General features: G+C 40.0%; 12 protein-coding genes and 1 tRNA gene. 9 read left to right on the top strand and 4 right to left on the bottom strand.

Features of this window, described 5'->3' with window-relative positions; all coding sequences use genetic code 11:
* Window positions 1-357 precede the first annotated feature (357 nt).
* The 4 genes from NH399_RS14990 (at window position 358) to NH399_RS14980 (ending at window position 3,595) form a co-directional block, all read left to right on the top strand.
* Window positions 358-434 (top strand) — tRNA-Ile (locus NH399_RS14990).
* 162 nt (window positions 435-596) lie between these two features.
* The gene (locus tag NH399_RS25945; protein ID WP_371876082.1) at window positions 597-743 is read left to right on the top strand and encodes a YhfG family protein; all 147 of its coding nucleotides are present in this window, start codon (window positions 597-599) and stop codon (window positions 741-743) included.
* Complete coding sequence (locus tag NH399_RS14985; RefSeq protein ID WP_253041448.1) at window positions 733-1,320, top strand: Fic family protein; 588 nt, start codon at window positions 733-735, stop codon at window positions 1,318-1,320. Before NH399_RS25945 ends, NH399_RS14985 begins: the two co-directional genes overlap by 11 nt.
* A 379-nt stretch (window positions 1,321-1,699) precedes the next feature.
* Window positions 1,700-3,595: a hypothetical protein gene (locus NH399_RS14980; RefSeq protein WP_253041446.1), complete on the top strand. Its 1,896-nt coding sequence runs from the start codon at window positions 1,700-1,702 to the stop codon at window positions 3,593-3,595.
* 96 nt (window positions 3,596-3,691) lie between these two features.
* Here NH399_RS14980 and NH399_RS14975 read toward each other — a convergent pair whose 3' ends face one another.
* Complete coding sequence (locus NH399_RS14975; RefSeq protein ID WP_253041444.1) at window positions 3,692-4,519, bottom strand: hypothetical protein; 828 nt, start codon at window positions 4,517-4,519, stop codon at window positions 3,692-3,694.
* 157 nt (window positions 4,520-4,676) lie between these two features.
* The gene (locus tag NH399_RS14970) at window positions 4,677-6,716 is read right to left on the bottom strand and encodes a winged helix-turn-helix domain-containing protein (RefSeq protein WP_253041442.1); all 2,040 of its coding nucleotides are present in this window, start codon (window positions 6,714-6,716) and stop codon (window positions 4,677-4,679) included.
* 365 nt (window positions 6,717-7,081) lie between these two features.
* On the opposite strand from NH399_RS14970, the gene NH399_RS14965 reads away from it, so the two are divergent.
* From NH399_RS14965 to NH399_RS14945, 5 genes are all read left to right on the top strand, one after another.
* Window positions 7,082-7,993, top strand: a complete 912-nt coding sequence (locus tag NH399_RS14965) for a hypothetical protein (RefSeq protein WP_253041440.1) — start codon at window positions 7,082-7,084, stop codon at window positions 7,991-7,993.
* A gap of 82 nt (window positions 7,994-8,075) precedes the next feature.
* On the top strand, window positions 8,076-8,849 hold the full coding sequence (locus NH399_RS14960; protein WP_253041438.1) for a hypothetical protein: 774 nt from the start codon (window positions 8,076-8,078) through the stop codon (window positions 8,847-8,849).
* A 196-nt stretch (window positions 8,850-9,045) separates the two neighbouring features.
* The gene (locus tag NH399_RS14955) at window positions 9,046-9,237 is read left to right on the top strand and encodes a hypothetical protein (protein ID WP_253041436.1); all 192 of its coding nucleotides are present in this window, start codon (window positions 9,046-9,048) and stop codon (window positions 9,235-9,237) included.
* 372 nt (window positions 9,238-9,609) lie between these two features.
* Window positions 9,610-9,873, top strand: coding sequence for a hypothetical protein (locus NH399_RS14950; protein WP_253041434.1), 264 nt, complete (start codon window positions 9,610-9,612; stop codon window positions 9,871-9,873).
* A 235-nt stretch (window positions 9,874-10,108) separates the two neighbouring features.
* On the top strand, window positions 10,109-10,354 hold the full coding sequence (locus tag NH399_RS14945) for a hypothetical protein (protein WP_253041432.1): 246 nt from the start codon (window positions 10,109-10,111) through the stop codon (window positions 10,352-10,354).
* 197 nt (window positions 10,355-10,551) lie between these two features.
* Here NH399_RS14945 and NH399_RS14940 read toward each other — a convergent pair whose 3' ends face one another.
* Window positions 10,552-11,967, bottom strand: coding sequence for a hypothetical protein (locus tag NH399_RS14940; protein ID WP_253041430.1), 1,416 nt, complete (start codon window positions 11,965-11,967; stop codon window positions 10,552-10,554).
* Window positions 11,968-13,071: 1,104 nt separating this feature from the next.
* Window positions 13,072-14,550 (bottom strand): DUF4407 domain-containing protein, encoded by a 1,479-nt coding sequence (locus NH399_RS14935; protein ID WP_253041428.1) that lies wholly within the window; start codon window positions 14,548-14,550, stop codon window positions 13,072-13,074.
* Between the last annotated feature and the right edge of the window lie 33 nt (window positions 14,551-14,583).

Genomic DNA, 14,583 nt, shown 5'->3' with positions numbered 1-14,583 from the left:
GCTGCGGAAAAAAGTCGTTAACGGGATTGAACCCGAGGCGATTTTACCGTAAACTTGCGCCCCTCTGCTGTCACTAATCGACTGCGTTTTTGAGGTGTTTTCGCACTGCCTAAACCGCTCAATTATTGTTCAGCATAGTCAAAGCGAAAGCGACTATAACGGATTTATACGTCAGAATTGAGTCTGTTGAGTTAAACGGACGATTATCCAAGTTAAGTATAGCTTTTGCAGGGGTTTTCCGAGAACTCTCATCTCTCAAAATACCCCAACCTACTCCGCTTTAGAAATGAGATTAAACGCCAAGTTTAAGCACATAGAAATCGCGCTAAATAGGTAGGTACCCATAAAAGTAAAAATGGGCCCTTAGCTCAGCTGGTTAGAGCACCCGACTCATAATCGGTAGGTCCACAGTTCAAGTCTGTGAGGGCCCACCATTTTTACTTCATCTCGTCAGAAAGAAACAACACCCGGCTAGCCCTCTACAATCCATATTGGCTCTATTTCGAAACCTCGTTTTGCGAACCTTTACTGTAGCCCCACAAATTGAAATAACGGCTCTAAAAAGCTATAATTTTGCCAATAAGCAAGGGGGCTATATGGCAACTAACGAACTGAAAAAGAAAGAATTTAAACGCACTGCAAGAGCTAATATGGTGGCTAGCTTGCGGTTAGAAGGTATTAAACCCCCCCTTAGCTCCCGAACCAAAAGTATTAGTGAATTAAAAGCCAAATATGCGCGATAAGTACGGTGTTGAACAAGACACCTACTGTTATTCAGAATCAACAGTCCTAAAAAACTTACTGAATATCAGAAACCTCGAAGAACTAGAGGAAGCTGAAGCAGAATTTATCCTTACCCGTGTTCAATCCTATGAACCAATCTTTACAAACTTTGATCTGAATCATTTAAAAACCATCCACTATCATTTATTTCAGGACCTTTATAGCTGGGCAGGACAAATAAGGACGGTTGATATTAGTAAAGGTAATTCTCGTTTTTGTACAACTTCCCGTATTGAACCAGAAGCGGAAAAGCTTCTAGCGGCTCTCAATGAAACATCCTTATCAACAATGAACCAGGATGAAGTTGCTAGTACGATTGCTGAGTTTTATTGTGACTTAAATGTTGTGCATCCGTTTAGAGATGGGAATGGGCGAACCCAAAGATTATTTTTTGATGAATTTGTGGGGAATCATCATTACAAGATTAATTGGGACTTAGTATCAAGGGATGAGTGGGTAGAAGCTAATATTGCTGGTTTTCATTGTGATTATTCGTTGATGACGCATATTTTTGCGAGAACAATATATTCTTATTGATAGCTGAAAAATATCCACACCTCTCGATAACTTAAATACCGAATATACGTAATCCTATGAACTTTTATAGTCATTACTTTATATCTCCTTACTTATCATTCTGTCTCATTTAAATAAATGTCGTTTACCTATAGCGACAACCTCTTAACCTATAACGACGCCTATATTTTTCATTCAATTTCAAAGAGTTATATTTCGTGCGCGCTGAAGCATTATTCCTTTTAGTGACATTGTCAGACTGGCTGGTCCTAACAGAAAAGGCGTTAAGGTTTTGCGGCGATAGATTATTTAGATCGTTAATTGAGAGCAGGTAAGCCTCTTTTGAGTAACTTACTTCTGGTTTTCGATTGGCGTCATACCAATAAAATAGTTGGAGAAAATGATGAAGAATAAGTGGTATCTAAAATTAATACCTCTTACTTTCCTTTCCTGCGTAGGAATTGAGAGAGTAGAAGCTAATGAAGAATATGAAGGGTTGATGACTCAAAAGGAATTAACCGCCGAGTTCATCGAATATTACAGCCAAAAAGGTTATACCTATGTTCAGCTTAAAGACTGTAATATCTTAAGTCGTCAAACCATTAAGAGCCAACCCACAGCAATCAGAGTTCAACAAGATTTGCTGAATAAACAAGCAAAGGCAGCGGGATGTTATTCTAGCAAAGCAGTCGACTTTTATAACGACAAAAACATTTACTTAGTAAGCATCGCATTTGATGGCTCAAACTCAAAGAGTAAATCACTCGCAGAATCAGACAATGTTTTTTTGGCTGACAACGTCAATAAAACCAATATTACTGCGAATGATAGCCAGGGATTAAAAATAGACCGAGTCATTGATATTCATGAGCTGGATCATGAGCAAACTTTAGTCACGAGTAATGAAATCAATGTTTCGAGTAATCATGCGTCTTATAGAAACATCGTTGTTAACGGGGTATTTGTTAAACAATATACAAAGCCGCCGGTACAATCTATTCTTACTCAGGCTGCTGCATCTAACTCTGGAACGGGTATTGTTAATGGAAACTTCAGCAATGGTACGACAGGTTGGACAGCAAGATTTAAAACCACCACTTACTTTTGTGAAAACTTTCAAAATCAAGTAGGAAATCCATCTCCAGTTCACATTGGATATCACCATGGAAACCCGTACGGCGGACAACATGCAACAATTGCTGGCGCAGATCCCTACTGTTTACAGAGAGAAATCCAACAAACCTTTGTTTTTCCTGAAGCGAGTAAACTTTCATATCGCTGGAAAATAGCTCCAGAAGTAGATCATCAAGACTTTGTCCAGACGAGCACTCTCTACAGAATAATTAACAATTTCACTACTGGTCGATACTATTACTTAAAACATAATGATAACAGGCTGAATCAACCCTTTAGAACATCAACTCGAAATAGCATTTCTTTCAGTGGGCATACAGCTAAAATTCGTTTCAAAATGCAAGACACAGCACAAAGCAACGTCGTTCACTCTGCTCGTCATGGAGGCTTTTATGTCGATGATGTTAAATTTATACCTCAATCCATTAACTCAGCGGCTAAACCACAATCGGGTCTTTGGTATAACCAAGGGCGCTCAGGTCATGGATTAGAAATTTCTAAAAGTGTTAATAATGAATATGTCATGATTTGGTATACCTACAAAAGTGATGGAACACCTATCTGGTATATCAGTGATTTAAAACCTATGTACTACGGCGTCTGGATTGCGGGACTACATAAAGTAACCTGGAACCAAAATACACAATCAACAACGTCAGAACCTATCGGTGAAGTTAAGTTCGAAATGTACGACAATAAAACCATGAAATACTCATGGCAATTCAACGCAGCTTATGGAAACCGAAGCGGCAGTGAGTATATGGTTCAATTTTTTGGTAATGGCGGCGTAACCGGACTATGGTATGAACCCGCACTTTCAGGATGGGGATTGTCAGTTGACTATGAAGGTCAAGCTTCTCCAAATAATACAGTAGTAACAGCATACTTATTCGATGGTAGTGAGCCTGTTTGGGCACAAGGGGTAGCAGGCGGAACACCGACTGGCGATAAAAAGTTTGTGATGAGTTACATTACATCCACAGGTCTTTGCCCTGGATGCACAGGAAATATCTCTACTAACCGACAAAACATAGGCGATGTATTCCTTGATCTGAATTACGCAAATGGTGAGGGTTGGACAGACCTTCAATTCCCCAGCGGAAGACACTGGAATAGAGGGACTCGCTCACGTCCAGTGGATTTAAGTCGTTTAACGCTTTAAGTTCCAGGAAAATGAACATAAAGATCTCAGCCGAGGTCTTTATGTTCTCGTTATCATACAGAAGCAAAACGTAAATCTTATAGCCTAGCTTTCTAATCATATCTCTTTCAAATTGTACTCTTCTAATAACTCACTTATATCTGGCCAATCAACCTTTTGATTACATTCATTAGCCAGTGAGGTAGACCATTTTTTACGCGTCTCAATATATTTAATTAGTTTCTTCCTATAGTCTTCATCAGAATCGTGACGATCAGGAGGCACTGGCCACCCTCCTGGTGGAATGTTCACTACAAGTTCAGCAACTGTTATTGACGCGCGCGATATAATTATAGGCCTCTTTTTCTCCACGTTCCAAAGAATCATGTAATTAGACAAACCTGCAATGATAGCGTTGCACCTATAGCTTCTTTTGTTCTTTGTTTCAAAAGAGTACCTTTCAGAAAATCCATCCTTTATTTCTTGAGCATACTTTGTTGGGCTAAATAACAGCATAATAGTAGCTTTAATAGATACCACCAACAAAAAAATGATAGCTAATAAAGGAAAGATAAACTCAAAGTTTTTAGTTAACTTTTTACTAGGTATCTTTCCTTTTTTTGATTGATGAGTTAATGCTTTATTGTAGTTGACACGAATAAAATAATAAGTAAACCATACTGTTCCAGACAAAATCATTGTAATAGAAAATATAATGGGTATTATTCCATTTGCGAGTGCGATATCAATTACACTGCTGAAGCTAGTGAATAAAGAAAATCGAATATCAAAAGATAAAAGAAAGGCAGTGCTAAAAGCAGCACATAAACAGTAGAAAATACAAAGTAATAAAGCACTAATAAATGCATAGTTGCTTTTCAAGAAACTAATAAGCCTGCCCAAAACAGTTCTCACTTCTGCTTCAACTTTTTCATCAGGTCCCATACTCATACCTTATTAGATATAACGGTTAATACAATAAAAATCTAATTAGTCACATCCATAATTGAAGCCATTCACTCCCACTTTCAATTAAGCTCCTACCTAAGCTATCATTTACGTCATCGAATCGAAAGTGCATAAATAGTATCTCTTGATGTACCTACTCAACCCTAGAAATATAAACATCCGACTCACGACTATCCGTTTGACTAAAGATAATCTGAGAATGCTCAGGGTGCACACTCAAAGATAATCCAATTGCAGAAGGCAGCTGGTGAGTCACTTTATTCGTTTCACCTGTTTGTAAGTTTAAGCGCCAAATACCTCTACCCGCCTTGGTCTTTGGATAATAGAGATAGCTTCCTTGCACTACCCAGTGTTCATCATAGGCAATATTAAAATCATCCAAAACGGTTCGATGCTCGCCATCCTTTAAACTCATAGAAAAGAGTTTATTCTCACCGGGCCGGGAATAAATAATACTGTCCAGTGCCGTTGTTTGTATTCGATTAACGGCAAATTCTGTTAAAGACTTTGTTGCACCATTTTCAGCTAGCTGGACTATCTGAGCAACTTTCCCCTCAGACTTAACAATACCGTAAACTTTATCATCTAAAGAATAGACGCAATTAAACAGCGAAAAGTTTGGAGTAAGTAACTCTAACGACTTTGTTGCCAAATCCGTCTGATAACATTGATAGCCGTCTTTTCCCCGTCTGGTGAACAATAACTTCTTACCATCACTCGACCATTGAGGAAATATCAAGTCTTGATCAGGAAGCGACACCACTAACGATTGTTGTTCACTTTTTTTATCGTATACCCATATAGAAGACTTACCTTGGCGGTTACTAGAAAAAGCAATCGCACTACCATCGGGAGAATAAGCCGGAAAGTTGTTGTACTTAATGGAATGAATAATTCGAGACGGTTTGCTGTCAACGGAATCAGTACTCACCTGCCAAATATTGGCGTTATAACGTAACACCTGAAAAGCCAGTCGAGTATTATCTTGGCTCATCGATAAAAACTGCGCGTCTCGCCCACCTAATAAAGTCAACTCGGGATCGTCTTTAGTAGTTAACCACAGCTGTTTATCGCCTTGATGATTACTATCAAAGAGAAGTGTTCGACTGTCACTTAACCACTCAAAACCGTTAATAAATCCAAATTGATGAGTGATCGCCACCACCAACTCAGTATTATCAAATGCAAGATAATGAATGTTTCTGGATGAATCCGTTCCTCTGGTAAATCCGAGGTATTTGCCATTAGGAGAAAAACGAGGATTTGAGTCAGTCACTTTGGCGTCGGTAGGATAAGTAATTTGTGATGACGACTCAGAATCTAAATCAAAAAGCCACAACGACTTATTGTCGCTGTTACTGCTGGGGGCCACATAGGCAAAGCGCTTTCCATCAGGTGACCAGTCGAATATACGAGTGATGCCCGCCAGGGCGCATTGCCCTACTCTTTTATGTTGTAAATCCGACAATTGATACAGCAAGATATCGCAACGCTGCCCCTTGTAGCCAGCTACCAACAACTGCGAGTCATCAGGAGAAAATGTTGCTGAAGATAGATGCAACTCTTCGTGTTGAATCACTCTTTCGGTCTTATCTTGGGTATCAACCAATTTAATGACCATCTGGTTATTTTGATTCACCGAGAACGCAATCTTGTCTCCGCTATTGGATAGCTCTGGTTGAACCTCATTGGCTAAATCAGTGGTCAATCGTTGAGCATTGGAAATAGCAGCTTGAATGGCAGACGTTGGTGAAGCCGTCGGCAACAGAAAATAAATGAACGCGATGAGCAATAGCACACCAGCGAAAGCACTCCATAATAATGTTGGTTTTGATGCCTCATTCACGGGATGAATAAAGCGATACCCTTTCTTAGGAATGGTTTCAATATAAACAGGATTGCTTGTGCTATCCCCCAACACCGAGCGTAACTCAGCGACACACCGAGATAACGCATCTTCATTAACCGCCCTGTCTTGCCACAAGTTTTCGATGAGTTCATTGCGCGAAAGTAACTTATCTGGGTTGGCCAGAAAAACAGCCAGCAACTTCGCAATTCGAGGTTGCAGTCTTCGTTGCTCCTGCTTAGAAATGAGCTTGCCATCGGCAGGATCAAAACGCCAACCGCCAAAATGGCAAGGCGTACTTTGCTGTTTTAGTGATTTCTCGGTCATTTCATAACCATATTTCAATAATTTAAATAAAACAATCAGTTACAACAATTATAACGATAAAAGGAGGTTTTGAGGATATTAAAAAGAGGCTTTCCACAGGCTTATTACAGCCTAATTTGAATATGTTGAATCGCAGACCTGTTTAACAACGATGGATAAAAACAATGCGTAAAAACAAACCTATTCTCACGGCAAAGTTGTGGACTTTTTGCAGAACCTCACATGTCATTTATAGATCAATTCAATCTTTTTTAATGATTTCATTGTCTCTGCTTATCCCTGGAATCGCCGCAGCAGCAGACGCAAACTCAAAACAGAAAAATTGCGAATCGCTATTATTGGTAAGCGACTGGAATGCCAACAATGTGAAAATATACAATGGATGCACAGGCAACTTTATCCGCGACCTAGACAGTCAAGGCCTCATCCGTGGACCATTAGGCATTCTACAAGCGCCAGATGGCGACATATTGGTCATCAGTGAGAACAACGGACGCTTGATCAAATACGATTATCAAACCCTCTCCGAAGGCACCGTAGTGATGGGAGATGACCCTACAACGGCAGAAGTTGAAGACAACTTCATACAAAATCCGGTCGGCGCCATCATGGACGATAACGGCATGATGTACGTTGCCAGCTTCACCCTTAATTCTGTAGTGAAAGTAAACACACAAAACTGGACCATCGAAGACGAGATACTACCGGCCAACAATGGATACATTAATGGAATAGACTCCGGAATGGTCATAGGTGATGACAATGAACTCTACTTACCTGGTTACTACAGCAACAACATCATCAAAGTCAATCTGGATACCAAAAACGTTTCTCCGGTTGTGGTTGAAGGCGAAGGCGGTTTAAGAGCGCCGCGAGCGATTCTTGTGAAAGAAAACGAACTTCATGTAGCAGCTGAGCGCAGCAATGCGATTATGATCTTCGACAGACAAACAGGCGCTATAAAAAGCACTTTGGTTGATATTGCTTATCCAGCCGCTCTAAAAGAGGACGGCGAAGGCTACTTTATTACTAATTCACCAGCCGCCGTTTTTCGAATTCCAAATGACGGCAGCGCTTATGAAAAAATAGTTAAAAAAGGAACCAGTGGATTATCTGCCGTCACCTTTGTATATCGATTACAAAAAAGCAACTTTGATATGGGTGATAATAACACCGATGACAATACAATCGAGCCTGCGAGAAGCGGTGGAGGAAGCCTGTCATTCTGGCTACTGGCATGTCTAATCATTCGTGCAGCCATTAAAAAGCGAATGTAGTTTACCTTCCAATAACCTTCGGCAGAACCTGCCGAAGGTACTATGTTACAGAGCCTAGTCTAGTTCTTTGCAGGAGTGAATAATGCGCAAACACTATCTACTTATCACCGTCTTAATGATTATTCTGGCAGGATGCAAAAGCTCGAATCAAAATGATACCAGCCCACCAGTTGACGATGAGCTGGTTCAACTGGCATCAGCAGATTATGAAGTGCTGTTAATTGGCAACAGCCACAGCTCTAATAACAATCTACCCGGACTGATTGAACGACTTATTGAACAAGGCTCTTCTGGTAAAACAGCCAATGTGATAGCCGCCCCTGGATGGCAATTTCTCGATGATCGATTGAATGATCCAACAACGAATGCTTATTTAACAGGACGTCAATGGACTCATGTGAGCCTGCAAGCTCAAAAGTATTCGACAACGGGACAATACTGGTATCCCACCACAGCAGCCGAAGAATGGATCAGACGGGTGAAACGACAAGAAGCCACTCCAATTATGTTCCCCGAATGGCCAAGACGACGAAACTATGAGGAAGGCTTGCGAGTTCATGAACTGCATGTCGATATAGCGACAAGAGAAAGCGCCTGTGTCGCTCCCATAGGGCTTGCGTGGGATGCCTTTATCGCAGAACATCCCTTCGTCACTTTGCACGCTGCCGATGGCAACCACTCAAATCCAACGGGTGCACTGCTAACGGCTTATGTTTTTTATCAAGTGATCACTAATAATCCAGTTAACGAGTTAAACAACACTCCTGGACTTGGCATTAGCGACGATCTCCAAAAGACGTTACGAGACATCGCTTTTGAAGTGGTGACTCTGAATCCTCCTTGCCAGTATCTTTGATGAAAAATATGCTTTATTAATACGGTTCAAAACAATCCACAACTTTACCCATTCACAGCCAATATCAATAGAGCGCACAAAAAAATGATCATAGATATGAAGTATTGCCCCAAAATATTCTCTTTACCAAATGAGCATGAGTTAAATCCAGTATCGTTTTTACATATTCAATAACAACGGGCATCTAAGTAAGAACTTGAGTCAATGGCTAGCCAAACTCAAGCCACCACCCCAAAAGCTCATAATAAAAGTACTCAATATTGGAGTGCTTACTACCCACGGAAAATATACGCAGCACAACAATGTTGATATTTATGCTCAAGGGCAGGTTGTCGATGGAGGAAATCTGATAGCACTAGAAGACTCGGATAAACCCAAACGCTATTAAATATACAACGGTTACCCTCTCTACATATCAAGTTCAAAAGATAACAATACACTTATCCTCGATAACGACGATAAGATTGCTAATAGCGTTGTAAAAAAGCTCAAGCCTAATCAGTGGATAACACTTGATACGGGAGCTTTCAGGGGGGTACTTAAAAGATGCAGAGCAAAATAGATAGTCGACGATAATAATGGCTCCCAGTTACATATACGCCCAACATTTATCCCCACAGGAAAGCTTCAAGCCTCTATTGCAAATATCAATCAACATGTAGCGACGATCACCAATTAGCCTCTGGCCGCTCACTTTACCAAAGGAAGTGTCAGCGACAATACTTTCATAGAAGATGTGAGTTATGAAGCCTGTCATATTATGGATGTTTTTCAATACTCAACAACTAAAGAAAACTATGACCTCATTTTATTGGATTATCCTATTATCGACCGATATGGTCATGCACTTTTTCAACTGACGCACAATACAGACGACACTATCTCCCCAAAATATAAAACAATCATAGAAAGTGCTTATCAACGTATGGATAACAATTTGGCAAGAACTAACACCTATGCCAAAGCGAATGGCAATGAGCTTTTAGTCACTCAGGACATGGCTTCACTCCTGTTAATACAGTAATCAACCTGAATCAGTTTATTTTTAAGCAGGTATTTTCAATAGAGCAAAACTGAAATGTTAGAGATATCCCAAGGAAAGTATCAGCTCTTATCTATGTAAATCAGAACTTTAATGATAAAGAGAAAAAAGAAGCGATTAATAAATTACATGGAGCGTTTTCGCAACTAAGGCCTCAGCACCGGGACAGCTTGTTGCAGAGAAAGTTCTCTTAAAGGAGGAACTAGAGCCCGTTTTGATGAATTATAAAAACTCAGGTGAGTTATATGTACTGCTCAAACCTGGCTTTGTATTTCAACCCCAAGCTCTATCAGACAGACCTTTATTTGATAAACCCATTTTTAATGGCGAGCATGGATATTCAACTCATCATAATGAGTCGCTAGGTATTATTTCATACAATAATGAGCTTTCCAATGTAGTAGATACGGCAAAATATATCCTAGAAGCTCTAGACAGAGAAGACATGCAAGGTAAGACTTGATAAAAACAGACTCCAGGACTTATCCTCAGGTTCAAAAGTGAATGGCAGCTTAATGATGAAGCTCCTATCGATACCATTCACTAGAACTTGAAGCCAAGTTTCCGTTTGGTATATCTGCGTAAATAATATCTATCCTCGGTTTACTGAATGATTATGAATAACACTAAATCAAGTTATCCAACAAGCACAAAACTAACTTAAGCCCGTCTTCTTAAAGCCCCTAAATAAAAACCGAATAAAATTAAAATAAAAGGATTAATGGCGCCACCGCCACCTTCATCACTACTGGCATCAGGAGTATCGACATTAGATACCTTATAAGCCCAAAGTTCCATAGGTTCTACATTATCTATATAATTATGTGCCTTAGAAAAAATAATGCCATTAGTCATCACAGAGTCGGTCAGGTAGTTAATATTATCAATTTTTGGGTAGCTAGTTTCGAAAAGTACTGAGTTCTGGTTGTAATCCACTCGATACAATGAAGCAACCTCTTCAGCATCCTGTTGAATAAAAAATAGATTAGCGGAATCTTGACTACTGACTAACCTGTTTCGTTTATCAGGGTCAACAGTGTAGGAGCCATTGATAGTTCCATCCGTAACTATCAGACCATCATCAAACGTCGTGACATAAACTTTCTCACCAACAAGATCAATCTCATTCGCTTGATCCATCATGTCAAAAACTTTACCTGCTGCTCCTGTCGCTTTGGATACAGACCAAAGCTCTCTACCAATGGCAAGAACGATATAGTTAGCATTTTGTCTGACAATTGCGGTGTTGGAAGATCCTGAAATACCAGAAGAGATTTCGATTAAGTTTACTTGTGTTCCATCTTCCCCCTGATTACGACCAATAGTTAACTTATCTGAAGACAATGTGTATATGTAGTTCTCATCAACCGCAACCATTCGGGTCGATGCAGGCAATGACATTTTAAACTCTTTAGAAAAGCCATCAGAACTCCAAATATCATTTCTATTAGGGGAACTATCTTTATTCTCTACTGTAAAATATAAACTTCCTTGAAACATCTTTCCTGAAATAACACGCCCATTATGAAATAGCTCAGTGCCAGTTTCAGTCCCATCTGTACGCCAAAGAGAATAGCTACCGTCAGCCAGCTGCAAAGTAAAAAACATCATGTTTTTATAGGGAATAAAGAGTAACATGCTAGTTCGACCATATTTGCTGGTCGAACGCTGACAGTAAGGATCGCAGCCCACTTCAAATTCTTTCAGCAATCGAGTCCCTTCCTGAGAACCATCCGTCACCCATAGCTGTTCATGCCACTTGTCTCTATTCACGGTAAAATAAGCCAAGTTTCCAGAAATATAAAATATACGTCGAAAAGAGGTTCGGTAACGATGATAATCACTAGATGAGGGGCCAGAAACTATATCAGATAAAATAAAAGTCCCAGCTTCTGTTCCATCAGAAACCCAAGGTTCCTCACCATAATCACTATGGTCAACTGTAAATAGAATCTTATTTTTGAAAATGACTGGCTCAGTAATGTATCCAGTATTCTTTAAAACTCGAACAACATCATTCTCTTGTGCTTGTGCCAAACAACACAGCAAAGTTAGTGCTAATAGTACAACTCTCATCTAAAGCAGCCTCTTTTAACAAATACATGAAATCCTTTCTATTGAGTCCCTATTAAAATAGAGGCGACTTTATACGCAAAACCAGTGCAAAAGTCAACCAATCGCTTAATTTAGCAGTTAATTATCTATTAATAGAACGCTAAAGACGTAGCTATAAAGTAAATTTCATTTATCTAGAGCCTATCGAAGACTCTCGGTCACACACTTTTGTTTTTCAGCCTCCTATTAGCATTACTCGTCCAAAGCGCCTCCATCAGGTAATATACAATCCTCTAATGACTCTTTGAGTGATCTCATCCCCTCTTCTGTCTTACCGAATAAATCAGCTCCCCCTACGGATGAAAAACAAATGCAGTTCTGAGAATGAAGCGGACAGGTTAATAGATAAAATTACAGAAAAAACATATGACGTTATCAGTCTTGTTGAAAGCTTGCTGCCCAAATCATTTCTAGCTCCTTTGGCAGAAAGTATCTTTTCTGGCCTGCTGAGTCAGTCTAAAAAACCAGCCAGTCAAACATAAGAATTTTCTCGAACGTAACCCCTGCGCCCCAAATAAGTTCATACAAGTAACAAAGGATGATTTCAACTTATGCAGACCATATACCTCATGAAACCAATCTCAGTTCTGTTATTATTCTTATTGCCGATGGATACAGCATCTAAGTCACACTCGGACTTGACACAAGCTAATATTAAAAATGACTTAAAAAAATAAGCCAGAAAACAATTTACCAATGCCGATAAAAAGACTCAAAGCAAACGGATAGCTCTTGAGAAAAGAAGGGAGAAAAAATCTCCTGATTCAACTCCAGATAACTTCAGCTGTGGCATTGTTACTTTCCCCTTTTATCAAAGAAACGCCAAAAACCACTACATCATTTATGGTACAATAAAACTCGAAACATGAATCCCTATTGACGGAGCACGAAAAAAGAAAACGACCTGGCATATCTCCTTAACTAACTCATGAGATGTTACTTATAGTCAAAGCCCCTCGATAATTGGGGCTAATCGACAAAGCAAATACAGCCAGTCAAAAAAACTGGCATGTGCCGACGATCAGTATCGACAACGAATTATTTAACTTGCCTCTAGAGCTTTTCTTAAACCGCATTCACCGCATCAAGCTCTCCGGTTTCACGAATTCTTCGCTCGCGAGCCATCTTGCGTTCGGCTTTTGCAGCCTCTAAAAGTTCTTCTTCTTCAAGCAATGCTATCTGCATTTTTCGATACATACGTAACGAGTAGAAGCTGAATGGGGAGAAAAATAGTTTAACAATGACTGGCATTAACTCGATAGCAATAAAGAAGATTTTTAACAGCAAACTAAACATAGAAGCCGCTTCGCCGACCTCGGGATCGTTATGAATACTCTTCAGCGCCAGATAACGACGCAACATCCCCGTTTTAACTTCGTAGAATAAACCGTCTTTTTCTAACTTAGTTCGATACTCATCCATCTTCTTTTGCTTATCATCGATAGCACGGTTAAGAGTTGCTTTAGCAGCCAACAGATCGTCATTCAAGCGACCTATATTCTCTCCATTTTGAGCATAATTGGTTTCTGATAATATCAATTCATTGCGCTCTTTCTGCACAAGATTTAACTCTTCTGTTGCGGTGTCAATATCGGGCTTCAAAGCCGTGAGCTTATCCTTTGCGTCAGCCAAACTGCCTTCTAAAATGCCTATCTGTTCCTTGATATCGGTATAGGTAGAAACCGCACGACGATATTTAGGACCTTCCGTCGGTGCTCGTCCGTCTTTACCTGTTCTCTCTAACAAGGCTTCATTAAACCAGTAGCTGTATTCTTCTCGACTGGTGGCCAGCCGTTTATTAATAGAAGCTATTTCGGCTATAAGCACTTGTTGTGTGCGTTGAAGCTCAGCAAGGTTTTCCTGCTTTACCGTCAAAGTATTGCCCAGCGTCTCTGTATCATTTGAACGGACAGATAGTTCGTAACGTGACTTTTGTTCGCTCAGCTGTACGATCTCGGCCTGAATATCTTCAACTTTTTTACGATCAACACCAATGCCGGTCTCTAACTCCTGCTCATACTTCTCTAGCTTGGCAAAATACTCCTGATTCTTTTCGTTTGATTCTTTCTGTATTTGCTCATCAATGGCATTCGCTTGTAAGCTGATCTCAGCCAGAGTGGCCAATCCTATTGCGATGATAAGTGAGTAAACAATTCTCGGGATGAGCCCAAACAAGCTACGAATGGGCAACCCGCCTTTAAAGGGATTTTTCAGTGCCCAGTCAGAGCCAATGATGGCCTGATCAAGAAAGAACAGTGTCAGAGCAAAAATAACCCCGATGATAATGGCCGCATACAAATCCAAAAACATGGAAACGCCATAAGAAAACAGCAGACAAGTGAATGCAAAAGTGACTATCTGGCGGAATACCATGGCATAGACCAGCGTATGATCGTATTTTCCACACTCTTTTAGCACTTGATAATCGGTGAGAGAAAGAAAAGCGAAGAACTTAAATAGCTTACTTTCCTTTTGAGGTGGTCGATTCAAAGTATCACGAACCGCCCGAAGAGGCGTGTTTTCACTGGAATTATTATCTGACATAACGCAGCCTTTTTTATTTTCTAAAGCAATCGC

The sequence above is a fragment of the Pleionea sp. CnH1-48 genome, from assembly GCF_024124665.1.
Classification (GTDB): Bacteria; Pseudomonadota; Gammaproteobacteria; order Enterobacterales; family Kangiellaceae; genus JAMXSB01.
This window is presented reverse-complemented; position numbering and strand designations above follow the sequence as displayed.

Bases quoted from the DNA above. Each gene is read 5' to 3' on its own strand.
- NH399_RS25945 (WP_371876082.1), top strand. From the start codon at position 597: ATGGCAACTAACGAACTGAAAAAGAAAGAATTTAAACGCACTGCAAGA.
- NH399_RS14985 (WP_253041448.1), top strand. From the start codon at position 733: ATGCGCGATAAGTACGGTGTTGAACAAGACACCTACTGTTATTCAGAA.
- NH399_RS14980 (WP_253041446.1), top strand. From the start codon at position 1,700: ATGATGAAGAATAAGTGGTATCTAAAATTAATACCTCTTACTTTCCTT.
- NH399_RS14975 (WP_253041444.1), bottom strand. From the start codon at position 4,519: ATGGGACCTGATGAAAAAGTTGAAGCAGAAGTGAGAACTGTTTTGGGC.
- NH399_RS14970 (WP_253041442.1), bottom strand. From the start codon at position 6,716: ATGACCGAGAAATCACTAAAACAGCAAAGTACGCCTTGCCATTTTGGC.
- NH399_RS14960 (WP_253041438.1), top strand. From the start codon at position 8,076: ATGCGCAAACACTATCTACTTATCACCGTCTTAATGATTATTCTGGCA.
- NH399_RS14950 (WP_253041434.1), top strand. From the start codon at position 9,610: ATGGATGTTTTTCAATACTCAACAACTAAAGAAAACTATGACCTCATT.
- NH399_RS14945 (WP_253041432.1), top strand. From the start codon at position 10,109: ATGAATTATAAAAACTCAGGTGAGTTATATGTACTGCTCAAACCTGGC.
- NH399_RS14940 (WP_253041430.1), bottom strand. From the start codon at position 11,967: ATGAGAGTTGTACTATTAGCACTAACTTTGCTGTGTTGTTTGGCACAA.
- NH399_RS14935 (WP_253041428.1), bottom strand. From the start codon at position 14,550: ATGTCAGATAATAATTCCAGTGAAAACACGCCTCTTCGGGCGGTTCGT.